Annotated in this window: 11 protein-coding genes; 6 read left to right on the forward strand and 5 right to left on the reverse strand. The window is 44.3% G+C overall.

The features are described from left to right. Window positions 1-67 precede the first annotated feature (67 nt). The 3 genes from GO755_RS34585 (at window position 68) to GO755_RS34595 (ending at window position 5,695) form a co-directional block, all read left to right on the forward strand. The gene (locus tag GO755_RS34585) at window positions 68-4,057 is read left to right on the forward strand and encodes a hybrid sensor histidine kinase/response regulator transcription factor (protein WP_157590011.1); all 3,990 of its coding nucleotides are present in this window, start codon (window positions 68-70) and stop codon (window positions 4,055-4,057) included. Between the two features lie 312 nt (window positions 4,058-4,369). Next, entirely contained in the window at window positions 4,370-4,573 is a 204-nt protein-coding gene (locus GO755_RS42245) for a chitin binding peritrophin-A domain-containing protein (RefSeq protein WP_157590012.1), read from the forward strand. 99 nt (window positions 4,574-4,672) lie between these two features. Continuing rightward, on the forward strand, window positions 4,673-5,695 hold the full coding sequence (locus GO755_RS34595; RefSeq protein WP_198175022.1) for a MauE/DoxX family redox-associated membrane protein: 1,023 nt from the start codon (window positions 4,673-4,675) through the stop codon (window positions 5,693-5,695). Between the two features lie 184 nt (window positions 5,696-5,879). Here GO755_RS34595 and GO755_RS42250 read toward each other — a convergent pair whose 3' ends face one another. From GO755_RS42250 to GO755_RS34610, 3 genes are all read right to left on the reverse strand, one after another. Further along, complete coding sequence (locus GO755_RS42250; RefSeq protein WP_157590014.1) at window positions 5,880-6,275, reverse strand: integrase core domain-containing protein; 396 nt, start codon at window positions 6,273-6,275, stop codon at window positions 5,880-5,882. Then, window positions 6,163-6,600: an IS3 family transposase gene (locus GO755_RS34605; RefSeq protein WP_157590015.1), complete on the reverse strand. Its 438-nt coding sequence runs from the start codon at window positions 6,598-6,600 to the stop codon at window positions 6,163-6,165. Before GO755_RS34605 ends, GO755_RS42250 begins: the two co-directional genes overlap by 113 nt. 97 nt (window positions 6,601-6,697) lie before the next feature. Next, window positions 6,698-6,979 (reverse strand): transposase, encoded by a 282-nt coding sequence (locus GO755_RS34610; protein ID WP_317166021.1) that lies wholly within the window; start codon window positions 6,977-6,979, stop codon window positions 6,698-6,700. Window positions 6,980-7,114: 135 nt separating this feature from the next. Here GO755_RS34610 and GO755_RS34615 point away from each other — a divergent pair, with 135 nt between their 5' ends. The 3 genes from GO755_RS34615 (at window position 7,115) to GO755_RS34625 (ending at window position 9,885) form a co-directional block, all read left to right on the forward strand. Continuing rightward, complete coding sequence (locus GO755_RS34615) at window positions 7,115-7,666, forward strand: DUF5672 family protein (protein ID WP_227687206.1); 552 nt, start codon at window positions 7,115-7,117, stop codon at window positions 7,664-7,666. 48 nt (window positions 7,667-7,714) lie between these two features. Continuing rightward, on the forward strand, window positions 7,715-8,344 hold the full coding sequence (gene cysC / locus GO755_RS34620; protein WP_157590017.1) for an adenylyl-sulfate kinase: 630 nt from the start codon (window positions 7,715-7,717) through the stop codon (window positions 8,342-8,344). A 1,241-nt stretch (window positions 8,345-9,585) separates the two neighbouring features. Next, window positions 9,586-9,885, forward strand: a complete 300-nt coding sequence (locus GO755_RS34625) for a YrdB family protein (RefSeq protein WP_227687202.1) — start codon at window positions 9,586-9,588, stop codon at window positions 9,883-9,885. A 14-nt stretch (window positions 9,886-9,899) separates the two neighbouring features. Here the strand turns inward: GO755_RS34625 and GO755_RS34630 are convergent, their stop codons facing one another. Both GO755_RS34630 and GO755_RS34635 read right to left on the reverse strand, forming a co-directional pair. Then, window positions 9,900-10,184 (reverse strand): osmoprotectant transporter permease, encoded by a 285-nt coding sequence (locus GO755_RS34630; RefSeq protein ID WP_157590019.1) that lies wholly within the window; start codon window positions 10,182-10,184, stop codon window positions 9,900-9,902. Between the two features lie 139 nt (window positions 10,185-10,323). Beyond that, window positions 10,324-12,777, reverse strand: a complete 2,454-nt coding sequence (locus GO755_RS34635; RefSeq protein WP_198175023.1) for a family 20 glycosylhydrolase — start codon at window positions 12,775-12,777, stop codon at window positions 10,324-10,326. Window positions 12,778-12,974: the final 197 nt, after the last annotated feature.

A 12,974-nucleotide genomic window follows, 5' to 3' on the forward strand; every position in this document is an offset into this window, starting at 1 on the left:
TGGGTATTTGTTAACCTTGTAGTGTTTTATGAAATGCCCACCGAATATACTTACAGGAAAGAAGTAAATGAGAAAGGTGATCCTGACTCATACGCTACTATTGCTTATCTCCTTTTGCGCAACAGCACAAAAGGCAACGTTTGAGTTTTTTACGACAGCAGATGGATTAGCAGGTAATAACACATCATCAGTCACGCAAGATGATCAGGGGTTTATCTGGTTTGTGAATGATGGTAAAATCCATCGCTACGATGGGCGGAGTTTTGTCGTATATCCAGCCCCAAAGGAATTATCGACTGGGAAGGAATTTTTATCGGGCTTAACCTCATGGCAAGATTCATTACTGTTCGTATGGAGCGAGCATTTTCCTTTCCTGTTTAATCCAAAAACAGGAAATTGGCAACGCCTGCAACTTAAACAGAAAGGCACCCAGAATGATGGAAGTCGGCTTTGGACAAGTCCAGAACAAGCTAATATTGTAGTGACCAAAGTGCGAAAAGGCTCTGGTTCCCCCCATGCCTGGGATTCTAAACACGGTCAGGTCACCCCGCTCCTTTCAACAAAATACCCCCAATTACTCAACACCTATTACTGGAACTTTGCCAATGCGTTCGACTACACGATCAACTATCAGGACACACTGTATCACCTCAGCAAATCAGGTAAGGTTACGCTGGCAACACCATTGAATACCATTTGTACAAGCTATGCTAATCTTTGGATTCAGTCTGGATCGAATGAGCTAGTAATCCTGCCGCTAGACAAGCCTTTTTATAAGCTGGATAAAACTAAAAACCGGTTCGTGTTACATCCCGCCAGTCGATTTTTAGGCAATGGCCGCAATCCTTTAAGGCAGTTTATTCTGGAAAAAAATGGCAGTATCTGGGCATGTGGGCTGGATAGAAGCCTCATTTATTATGATGCCTCAGCCGATACATTGTACAATTTTCAAGATGAATTGAAAAGACTTATGCCTAATCGAAATGATTTCATGGGTCTATTTCATGACAAAAGCGGTGTTGTCTGGATAAGCACACGGCTGGGTCTACTAAAAGTAACGCCCCGAACCAATCCATTTGACACCTATTTTGATGGGTTAAATCAGACCAATGCACACTATAGTTTCAGAGGACTCACCGAGGATAATCAGGGAAGGGTCTATGGAGTGTATTATGATGGGATAGCGCGATTTGATCGTATCCACAAAAAAACATCGCAATTCTATACGTTCACCCCTCTGCTTAGTTTATTCGATCTCTCTGCAGAAGGGGATAAAATCTGGGTAAATGGATGGCAATTATTAGACCCAAAATCAGGCAAAGTAAGCAAGGTACCGAGTCCATTTCGTGAAAATGCCTTTTCAGATAGTGGTTTTTTTACCAGAGAAAAAGATGGAACGCTCTGGTGGGCTTCCCATTACCTGTTGTATCGCTTACATAAATCGACAACTGGGTTTTATTGGACTAAAGAACTAGAACTGCCAGAGCGGGTTTTTAATAAGACCGAAGCCCTCCATTTTGGTACCCAAAGCGGAAAATTATGGATCGGTTTTAATGGAAGATTACTGCAATATGATTCAAAAACGAAGAAACAGCACTGGTTCGATCCTAAGAAGTGGGGCCTGCCTGTTTCTCGTATTATGACCATTGAGGAAGATTCGGCAGGAAAACTTTGGCTGGGCACTGATGTCGGACTGGTTCAGGTTGATCCTATCAACGGAACTACTAATCACTATACAATGGATGACGGTTTGCCCAATAATTTTATTTGTGGCATGTTGACTGAGGGTGATTCCTGCCTATGGCTGAGTACCAACCACGGGCTTTCCCGTTTTCATATAGCTACTAAAACATTTGTCAATTTTTTTAAAGAAGATGGGCTGACGCACAACGAGTTTAACCGGAAGTCCTATTTTAAAGCCCGCAATGGCCGGATGTTTTTTGGCGGTATGCGGGGTATCAATGCCTTTTTCCCTAAAGAGGTCATACAGACGTATCGAGATCAGGGTTCTCAATTGGTGCTTTCTTCGTTTGAATACACAGATGAAAGGCGGGACTCTGTGCTGCGAGAAACCAAATTTGCCCGAAATCCCGAAATCCATCTCAACTATTGGGACTGGTCCTATACGTTTGAGTATGCACTGACGGATTACGACAATCCCAAAGAGATATTCTACAGCTATAAAATGGAGGGCTATAAAAACAGCTGGTCAGCCCCTTCCAAATTTAACTTTACCCGATTCAACAGCTTACCCAGTGGCCACTATATTTTCCGGGTAAAAGCGCGGGATAGTCGTGGACGGTGGCACCCAAATGAACTGGCCGTGAAGGTAGTGGTATATCCACCCTGGTGGGCTACCTGGTGGGCTTACCTCACCTATTTTTTACTTCTTTCTGGCCTTGCCTTCGCCATCTATTCGTTTTTGAAAAAACGCCTACTGCTCCAAAATGAATTGCAATTGAGGCAGGAAGAAGCCCATCGCCTGAAAGAACTGGACCAGTTTAAGAGTCGACTCTACACGAACCTTACGCACGAATTCCGTACTCCGCTAACGGTCATCCTCGGCATGATCGGTCAAATCCGGGACCAGCCGAAAAAACACCTGGAAGAAGGAACAAGGCTAATAGAAAACAACAGTCAAAACCTCCTGCGGCTCGTTAATCAACTACTCGATCTGTCTAAACTCGAAAACAAATCGTTTCAGCTCCATATGCAATTTGGTAACATAGCGCCTTACCTACGCTATGTAATCGAATCGTTCCAATCTTACGCCAATAGTCTGAACCTCTCACTTCGTTTTTTTACCACGTTGGAGTCACTGATGATGGATTATGATGCCGAACAATTGAAACAAGTGCTGATCAACCTGATTTCCAATGCGCTCAAATTTACTCCATCGGGTGGCGATATAATGGTTCGGCTGACTGAGGATGTAAATCAATTGATCATCGAGGTTCGGGACACGGGCATCGGCATCGCCGAAAAAGACATATTTTATGTGTTCGACCGCTTTTATCAGGTAGATGGCTCTCACACGCGTCTGGGCGAAGGTACCGGAATTGGCCTGGCCCATGCACAGGAATTAGTCAAATTGATGGGAGGGGCAATCAGTGTACGAAGCGAACTTGGCAAAGGAACAACGTTTATGGTTCGCTTGCCAGTGACAACAAAGTCCTCAATAAGTGACCGGCAAACGGCAATCCCCCCCCCTGCAGGTGAGATGATTACATCAAACCACGCAGCCTTGTTACTTGAGGAACACACATCACCTACCCTACATCATACATCGTTACCCGACCTTCTCCTGATTGAAGACAATCCCGATGTCGTAATTTACCTGAAAACCTGCCTCATTGGGTTATACCAGTTGGATGTGGCTTACAATGGAAAAGTCGGTATCGAAAAGGCACTCTCAACTATTCCTGACCTCATCATCAGTGATGTGATGATGCCAGAAAAAGACGGCTATCAGGTTTGTGATACCTTAAAAAACGACGAGCGTACCAGTCATATTCCAATTATATTGCTAACCGCCAAAGCGGGTACTGATGCCAAAATAGCTGGTCTGAAACGCGGTGCGGATGTCTACCTGACTAAACCCTTCGACAGGGAAGAACTGCTGGTAAGTCTGGAAATGTTAGTAGCCAAACAAAAGCGATTAATTGCCCATTTCTCAAAAAACAACCTCATTGAGGTACCAGCACCGGTTATTGAACAAGAGCCAGAGGAAGCCTTTGCCCTGGAAGATGCGTTTGTGCAAAAGGTGACGAAAGTAGTAGCGGAAAACTTCGCTGATGAAGGCTTTGCTTTACCACAACTCTGCCAGAAAATAGGTATGAGCCGCTCCCAACTGTTCCGAAAAATGAAGGCCCTAATGGATACATCGCCTTCCGATTTCATTCGCTCTTATCGCCTTGACAGGGCAAAATTCTTGTTAGAAACAACCGACCTCAGCGTCTCGGAAGTGGCCTGGCAAACGGGCTATAAAAACCCCGGCCATTTTTCTACCTCATTTCAGGGAGAATTTGGATTTTCTCCGAGTTCAATTGATAAGTAGTTGATTTTTAGATTTTTGCGCAGGCGTTTAATTGTTGTGTGCAACAATTAAACGCCTATTTTTTGCTCTATGCAACGAATTGAGTAGCATTTGGAACGAATTGAGAAGTCGATTATATTTATATGTCACATTTTTGCAGAAATTATTTGCTATTTGAGACTGCGCATTGGCTTATGACTCTGGCGTAGAAGGTGGTAGGCGGGCGTCAAGGACACTTACATCAAACGGCATAGAATAGCTAGCGTCGCAATAGACGTATGGCTTACTGTTCTTTTCAATTATCGTTTTCCCTAACTTTTAATTTTAATTATTATGTATCAAAACACAACATGTGATCAGACCGGGGCTACAATTGCAGACCCTTATAGTTGTGATCATTATTTTGAATGCAACGAGAGCGGAGGTCAAAGAGTGTGGGTTCATCAAGATTGTGCCCCTGGCACACATTGGGATAGAGAGAGAAATATTTGCAATTGGCCAGAGGAGGCAAACTGTTGGGAAATACCACTCCCTTAACCAAAAGCCTTTTGACCAATGTGGTGTCGCATCTCAATGGATGTGACACCACGTATGGTTTATGCTTCAAATCAGGCACTATAGATTATATTGTTTGTAATGGATTTTGCTCTTCTCCTTGTACAAGTATCCCTCTCCCTTGTTTTTGTCATTGCTGCTTTTGCTAAACTAGTCAGTGTAGAGAAAACGAAACGAGCAGTGGCTGATTTTGGTATCCCGGGGAAATTAAGCTTTGTAGTTGCCCTGCTTTTATCTTTAAGCGAGTTGGTCATCGGCCTTCTACTACAGCCTTTCTGTTGGCCCTGGTTTGGTGCTTCGGCAGCGCTTTTTGTACTGACTATCTTCACCGTCGCTATTGTATATCATCTACTTAGAGGGAACTCAATTAGTTGTAATTGTTTTGGCGAAATGCAGACCAAGCTCATTGGGTGGACAACTGTTATTCGAAATGGGTTCTTTATGAGCATGGCCATTTTTATTCTGACAGTGGGACCCAGCCTTAAAAGGGTTCAGGTAGCCACTTGGATGAGCGCTTTACCCGCAGACCAATTCCTTGCTTTACTAATAAATGGATTGACACTATTTATCTTGATCATTGGCGGATGGTACATTGTATACCTGTTGAAAAACCAGGGTAATCTGTCGTTAAAACTCGCTGAACTGGAAGGTCGCCTTATCAATATTGCCCCAACAAAAGGATTACCGATAGGAGCTTTTGCGCCTTTCTTTAGCCTACTCAATAAAAACAATGAAACCGAAACGTTAACTACACTTTTAGCGAGCCAAAAACCACTGCTACTTTTCTTTGTTAATCCCGATTGTGGCCCCTGTAATCAATTACTGCCCAAGATAGTAGAGTGGAACAATACGTATGTTGGTCGATTACGAATTGCACTGATTACTATGGTCAGCAGCAAAGGAACTTCTCCTCCCGACTATGCGATACTAAAAACGCTCATAGAGCAAGACAGGGTCGTATCAAAAAGTTTTCAGTCAATGTCGATGCCAAGTGCTGTACTAATCAGGCCCGATGGAACTATTGGGAGTCCGTTAGCAATCGGCGAACTCGCTATTAGAAATTTGATCAATTGGGTGCTTGATGAAGATAAGCACACTATTTAATGACTAATTGAGGAGTGGGTATTATTGAAATGCGTTTTTAAAGGATTCCATGCTGCCCAACTCTTGTCGGTGGATAAAGTTGTCATACATCATCAATTAAACCGTACAGTGTCTTAGCCCCCTATTAACTGGACAGATTTTCTGAAAAGGTTGTGTCGTAAAGTACCTGTGCTTCTTCCCATTTTTACTGGGGTGTTATAAAACCAATCGAACGGTGAAGTCGGTGAAAGTTGTAGTGGATAAAATAACGCCCTAACATTTCTTTGGCCTCATAATAGCTGGCAAACTCATTTCGCTCAATGACATCGTGTTCTAAAATGCTGTGAAAAGCTTCAATGCAAGAGTTCTCTTCGGGGGTGGCTACATGAGTGAATTCTTGCTTAATCTCTGAGCTTTTCAAAAAGTTACGTACCGAATGAGCGATAATCTGGCTGCCATTGTCATTGTGTAGAATGACGCCCTTCAGTTCATGATTCCGGTTTATGCGTCGAAAAAGATTGATTAAGTCGATTTGACGAATACTGCTGCTTCGGCGGTCCGATTTGAAACAACCAGTCCAGAATTTTGCGACTATAAACATCAATGACGCTCAGCAAATAGTAATTCCGTCGTTCCCCATGTACCCAAACGTATTTGATATCCCAGCACAGGTATTCCAAAGGCTTGGTAGCTTCAATGCGTTTGAATTTAACAAATTCCCGCTTGCCCGTTGGTCGGATCACTTTGCCTAGGAGTAAATTATGTTCCTGCATGAGCCGATACACCTTTTTCTTGTTGATCAAGTACTCTTTTTTCAACTCGTAGGTAATGTATTCGTAGCCAAGAGCATTGAACTCGACATCCAGTAGCTGACGAATACTGGTCACTATCAGTTGATTGTCTACCCACGACCCATCCAACTTCATAGTCACTTGGCTGGGTCGTGCTCCAGGCCTACCTGACTGAGGTTGGTAATAAGATACGCTCCGAGGCACACTAAGCTACTGGCATAACAGGGTACGACTAGCTTGATTTTCGAACTGTTTCATCAGGTTTAGCTTCTCCTGGAGTGAAGAGGAGTTTTTTTAGTAGTTCGTTCTTAATCTCCAGTTCCAAAGCCTGTTTAGCTACAATCCGCTTCAGGCGTTCGTTTTCCTCTTCGAGGGCTCGCAGTTGAGGATCGACGCGTTCATAGGAATCTTTCAGCCCTTCTTTGCCTTTGCTCAGATATTTCAATCGCCACTTGCGCAGCAACGAAGGGGATAAATTGTATTTGCGACAAGTCTCAGCATAGCCGTCACGAATGGCTTCCTAGACAATAGAATAGCGGTCATCGGGAGTAAAACTTCGCCTTATTTTGCTCATGGAATCTGAATGTAAGAAGACTAAACTGTTTTTATAATTTTGTCCAGCCATTCAGGGGGTTAAGACCAGTACGTCCTGTTTTATGAGTTGGATGCTTTCGTTTTTCGGGATGAACTCATGGAATGGTGCCGAAAAGGATATGATTATATAGGGGCCCCCTGGTTGGAAGGATGGAGCATGGCTACACCAACTTCTCCCTTTATTGGGGTAGGAAACGGTGGTTTTTCGTTACGAAAAATAAGCTCTCTCTTAAAAGTATCTAACTCATTTTCTTACATCTTCTGGCCGTCCGAATTGTGGAAAAAATTTCAAGCGGTATCATCTAGAGACAAGCCAGCGGCTTTGGTGGACTTGGCTAAAAATTTGACTATCAGGAACAATACGTTTCACTGGTTTAACGACAGGGCAAAGACGGAGGATGTCTTTTGGGGCATGTTCGTCAAACGAAACTTCACCTGGTTTACAATCCCTGATGCCGAAGAAGCCACACAGTTTAGCATCGAAGCACAACCTCAGCGTCTGCATGAATTGAATCAGCACCAGCTGCCCTTTGGTTGTCATGCCTGGTGGAAATATGATCTGGAATTCTGGCGACCATTCATTCGCGAGTTTGGTTACGACATTTAAATGTGTCCCGACCCAATTAAAACCCACCACCGTAAACAAGTTTTTAACATGCACGCTAATATTCATCCAATTTACGACTGCCTGACGCCCCGTCATGAACGGGAAGCACGGCTTGGGCAGCGTGGTAAAGTTCTGTGGCTGACGGGCCTTTCGGGCGCAGGGAAAAGCACGATTGCTGCGGGATTGGAGCAACGGCTATTTCGCGAAGGTTTTTTTGCACAGGTACTCGATGGCGACAATATCCGCACGGGAATCAACAGCAACCTTGGGTTCAGCCCTGAGAGCCGATTAGAAAATATCCGCCGTATTGCCGAAGTTGCCAAACTGTACCTTATCAGCGGGATCATCACCGTCAACTGTTTTATCAGTCCGGCCCGTGAAATGCGTGAACTTGCCAAAGCGATTATTGGAGCCTCCGATTTTATAGAAATTTATATTAATGCACCTCTGGATGTTTGCGAACAACGCGACGTTAAAGGGCTCTATCAGAAAGCACGTCGTGGGGAAATCAAGGAATTTACGGGCGTCGACGCTCCCTACGAACACCCAGAAAAACCCGCTCTGGAAATTCACACTGCCGAAACGACGATTGATGCTGCTGTAGAAACAGCTTTCCAGTTTTTACTACCCCTTATCACGTTAAAACAGTCCCTAGATTCAATAAGGACCGGAGTATAGCTATTAAATTTATATCGCCTACCCAGGCGAAACGTATTCTACAACTATCTCCTTATTTACTTTGTGGCAATAGATATACTATTCACTGGCGTAGATATTGCTGGTTTTGAGCTATAAACTCAACTAGCATGGCTACAAAGAATTCGCTTGTACCGAATCCCTGGGCAATAGGGCTACTTATAATCTTCTCGTTGCTACTGCTGACCTCCAAATGGCTTTGGGCTCACTTATAGTAAAGTAAATACTGTACCGTTTAATACCATTATGCCTCCTCTAAAGCCAACTCATAAAATTTTACGTTTATAGTATAACTGGATGCATACTGCTATGGCTATACGATTTTGGATAACATCGCTCAACTTGCCCAAGGTACTTGTCTGGATAGGCATGCTGGGCCTTTCCCTCCTATTCTGGGGGTTAATCATCCGGCTTTTGTTTTAACTATTTTTCTATTATTCGGTCAATCTAAACCACCTACGCCTGGCGTATATGTTACTTACTTTTTTGTAACTACTACAGCCATGACTACTAAAAAAGCTTACCCTTTCCCGTCTGCCGGTCGCTACTGTTATTCTGTACCTGTAAGTTGCTCTGGGTCATTGTGGAGTGGGTTTGGTGGATGGCTTTTTCGGGCTTTTTCCTGGGAAGAACACAAGCGTCGCGCTAAACGAAGTCAGCGAAGACTCATACGTAGAGCCTGTTTGATCATACAGCCAGCTATTGATTATATCGATCGTGCTTACCCATCCGGTCATCTCTATCCCTGCCTATCTCAACGAAGTAGTCTACTTTTCGGCACTCATTCATCAATTCCTTTTAGTAAACCTTGTCTGGTAATACGTTTATGGAAATGAGAAAAAGTAAATCGTTCGTCCATGTTAACTCAAAAGCTGCTTTAAACTACTTAAAGAGTAATTTTCAAGCAATCTTTAAAACACCATCCCACCCATTATACACTTATAATCAAATACTTACAAATTATATCTCTTAATTTTTAGCCTAAAAAGACAATTGGCATTAGAATTGCTTTGCGTTGGTAGTAACGATCTCTTACTCTACCATGACTATTCGCATTCGCATTACCTATTCTGATGCCATTAGTGCAGCTATCTGGCTGGGTTTACTGACCTTTTCTGTTGCCTGCTGGGCTTGTATTCTTCACTTCATCTTTTAATTCTCGATAGTAGCCTAAATCGCTCTTGTTACCGCTACTCAAATTACTTAATCAGGTAATCTATTTCTTGCTTGAACTAAGTATGCTGGCATCATTCGGCTACGCTGGCTTTCATAGCAGTGATCGTCCCTATCGTAATTATTTAGTAGGGTTTGGTCTTCCTTTGGTAGCAGCCATCTTATGGGGTATTTTTATGGCTCCCCGATCCAATTACCGTTTAGGGTCGCCTTATCGCTCCTTTTTGGCCCTGATGCTTTTTGGTATTTCAGCCTTTTTACTATACCGAACCGGTCATATGCACCTGGCTATTGTCTTTGCAGGAATTGCGCTGGTAAGTGAATTAACGGCTGTGGCATTAAAGCAATAAACTACTACTGCCCGCTAGTTCCAGCGAGGATTGGTCAGGATGAGCACTAAAAAGAAAATCCCACACAATAAGCCCGGTACAGCCAGCACAGACAACAGAATCTTGGCTCCTACTACGTGCTGATTGGTATGCAACCAATAGCCTCCTCCCAGAATAGCGCCCAAAGCAGCCAGTATAAGCGCCCATAGTCCAGCATTGAACGACGATACAGTGCCATCGGCCATACCGACAAAAAAGAAGTAGAAAAAAATTAGGGCTATTACAGCATCAATGGCCCATAAAATCCAGAAGAGGTTCATGCGTTATGTGTTTGTTTAAGCAGCGTGATTTAGTGTCGTTTAGTCGACTATATTCTGCCAGCGAAATTGACCCGAAAAATCCCGAAACGCTATGGGTAATGAACAATCGACAGGATTGAGTGAATAACTAACAGAATTATCAGTTTAGCTGCATCACCTGACCTCCGCGCCCCTTCTGGTTCAACACTCTCCATCGAATTCTTCCCTTCGCTGAAATTGGCGATTGATAAACCGGACTTTTCAGGCTTGGTTCACTACCATCTGTCGTATAATGAATAGGCAAACCCGGCAATTGGCTGTTCAACTCAATTTTTCCGTCAATTAACATAGCCCCGGCCGCTGGTATTCGATACGAATATCCTCCATTATAAAAATCTAGTTTGGGTAATTCCCGTTTACCCAACGTATTGACAAACACCGACCAGGCTTGGTCGTATACCTTTTTCGCACGAGTACTATCTGGCTCCTTAGCCCAATCGGGATCAGCTGCCCAGGCACGCTCGGCTAAGGCTAGTAAGCGTGGTAAGAGCATATAGTTCAGTAGCGAGTCGGCCGTAATATTTTCGCTCCACAGCGCCCCTTTCAAGCCAGCAATATGCTGTTTTCCAACCTGTGTTAGATGCTCTTTTCGATCAAAATGTCCACTGGGCCAGGCGTTTCCGACTACATCGGTACGGTTATTTCGGTAATAATCGTAGGGTATAAACTGGAACAGTTTGTCGATATCCAGATAGCCAATCCAGGCATCACCCGGCTCTGCAAAGCCGGGTTTATGGGCCAGATCGAAATAAAAATGATCAAAACAAGCCAATACGGTTGGGTAGCCAGCATTGGCCATCCGGTACGGAATGTCTTCATTTCCATACATATTCCACCAGGCATCGAGTTGTACCTGATCCTTGATAAAATCGGAAATGACATCCACCCGCCGGGCGCTGTCGGGCGCGGGTTCATGAACAACCAACTCTTCCCAACCTGTTAACATAAGTCCGCGCGCTTTAAGCATGGTTTTCACCCGGCTAAAGAAAAATTGCGATAACCCTTTGGCCGTTTTTACGGACGTATCCTGCTGCAATTGAGCAATTACCGCCGGCGATTTTTCCCAGGCACCATGCGGCACTTCGTCGCCCCCCATGTGCATCATCGATAAAGGCGCACCTGCCTCGGTATACATCCGCTGTACCTCATCAATCACCTTCTCAATAAATCGATACGTCGAGGGCAAAGCCGCATTCATCACATTATCGGTAAAATACTGCGCCGATCGGTACTGAGACTGGTCATTTGATTCTGTTAATCGATACCGCTCTGCTTCTTCTGGCTGATTTTTACCCATATAAGCTGTATAGCGAGCTTCCATGGCTTTGATAGCTGCTCGTGCATGACCCGGCGATTCTATTTCGGGAACGACTCGAATATGGCGTTGGGTAGCGTATCGTAAAATCTCAATAAAATCAGCACGGGAATAAAAGCCGCTGCCCATCAACCGACCGGCCACAGCGCCCGAGCCATAGGAAGGCTGCAACCGCTCATTATTGCTGAATGGGTATCCACGCTGCGAACCTACCTGGGTGAGTTCGGGTAGATCGGGGATAGCTAATCGCCAGCCTTCGTCGTCAGTCAGGTGAAAATGAAAGACGTTTAATTTATACAGTGCCATTACCTCCAGCAGTTTCAGGATTGCCTGCTTCGGCTGGAAATTTCGACCGACGTCCAGCATAAACGCCCGCACGGCAAATCGGGGTGCATCCGATACGCTGACTGTCGGCACAGAGAGGGCTACCTGTTTGTTAGCCCAGACAGACGTTGGCAGAATAGCCTTAAGGGACTGGATTCCATAAAAAATACCAGTTCCGTCTGTTGCCGAAATCGTTATGCGCTTAGGCGTCACCTGCAGCTCATAGGCCTCTTTAGGCAGGTTTATTTTCTTAAGCACAATAACCTTGTCCGCTGGTTCTGTCTTAGCTCTAGGCAGAGGTTTTCCCAACAGTTTTTTGATTTCTTCACTCAGATAATTCGCTTCGGCTTGAAAAGACTCATCAGCCACTAGTGTTGTTCGGCTGTCGAGAGTAAAAATTCCATTTGTCTCCCGATACGAAACGGGCGTCGGGAGTATCTTTGGGAGCCTGGCTATGGGGATATCCTGAACCACCTGATTTTCATTAAATAAGGCCCTGGCCTGTTCAGCTGTCGACTGCGCTGATTGTATAAACGGCTGAACAACAACCTGATTGGCCGAAATTGCCGTTTGTGGAGTAGCGTCATTTACCCAGAAAAAACCAGACGGGGCATCCTGATAATTTGCGACCCGACGTGCACCGGTAAATTCCAACCGAACTGATTCGCCAGATTTTAAAGGAGTAAAGTCTAGAGTTGGCTGCAGGTAAAACAGTTCACCATTGACATTTTTGATCGTTAACTCCTTACTAAGAGCGGTTAAATTCGGGCTGTGATAGCGTAGATTGAAATAGAGTTTCCAGCCCGATACGGGCATTATTTCCTGACTACCATTAGTCACCACTAAAGCGGCCAGAAATTGTGGTTTCGCCTGATACTGGTTCTGAACTAACTCCCATTTTATTTTGAGTAGCATGGGGTTAAATCCTTGCTGAGCCGGTGCCGTATGAGCTAGCAATACACAGCAGACAGCAACTAAACCTATAGCTTTTAAGATCCAGTTTTTATTCATGAACATATCCGGGAACAAAGTTTTTGAAGCGCTTTTAGTCTATTGGTTATTAACCAGTTTACCCAGTCAGGACTATCCTAATTAGTCGATTTTTATAGATA

This window comes from Spirosoma arboris, from assembly GCF_009754945.1.
GTDB lineage: Bacteria > Bacteroidota > Bacteroidia > Cytophagales > Spirosomataceae > Spirosoma > Spirosoma arboris.

Bases quoted from the DNA above. Each gene is read 5' to 3' on its own strand.
- GO755_RS34595 (WP_198175022.1), top strand. From the start codon at position 4,673: ATGGATTTTGCTCTTCTCCTTGTACAAGTATCCCTCTCCCTTGTTTTT.
- GO755_RS34635 (WP_198175023.1), bottom strand. From the start codon at position 12,777: ATGCTACTCAAAATAAAATGGGAGTTAGTTCAGAACCAGTATCAGGCG.
- GO755_RS42250 (WP_157590014.1), bottom strand. From the start codon at position 6,275: ATGTTTATAGTCGCAAAATTCTGGACTGGTTGTTTCAAATCGGACCGC.
- cysC (WP_157590017.1), top strand. From the start codon at position 7,715: ATGCACGCTAATATTCATCCAATTTACGACTGCCTGACGCCCCGTCAT.
- GO755_RS34630 (WP_157590019.1), bottom strand. From the start codon at position 10,184: ATGAACCTCTTCTGGATTTTATGGGCCATTGATGCTGTAATAGCCCTA.
- GO755_RS34585 (WP_157590011.1), top strand. From the start codon at position 68: ATGAGAAAGGTGATCCTGACTCATACGCTACTATTGCTTATCTCCTTT.
- GO755_RS34605 (WP_157590015.1), bottom strand. From the start codon at position 6,600: ATGAAGTTGGATGGGTCGTGGGTAGACAATCAACTGATAGTGACCAGT.
- GO755_RS42245 (WP_157590012.1), top strand. From the start codon at position 4,370: ATGTATCAAAACACAACATGTGATCAGACCGGGGCTACAATTGCAGAC.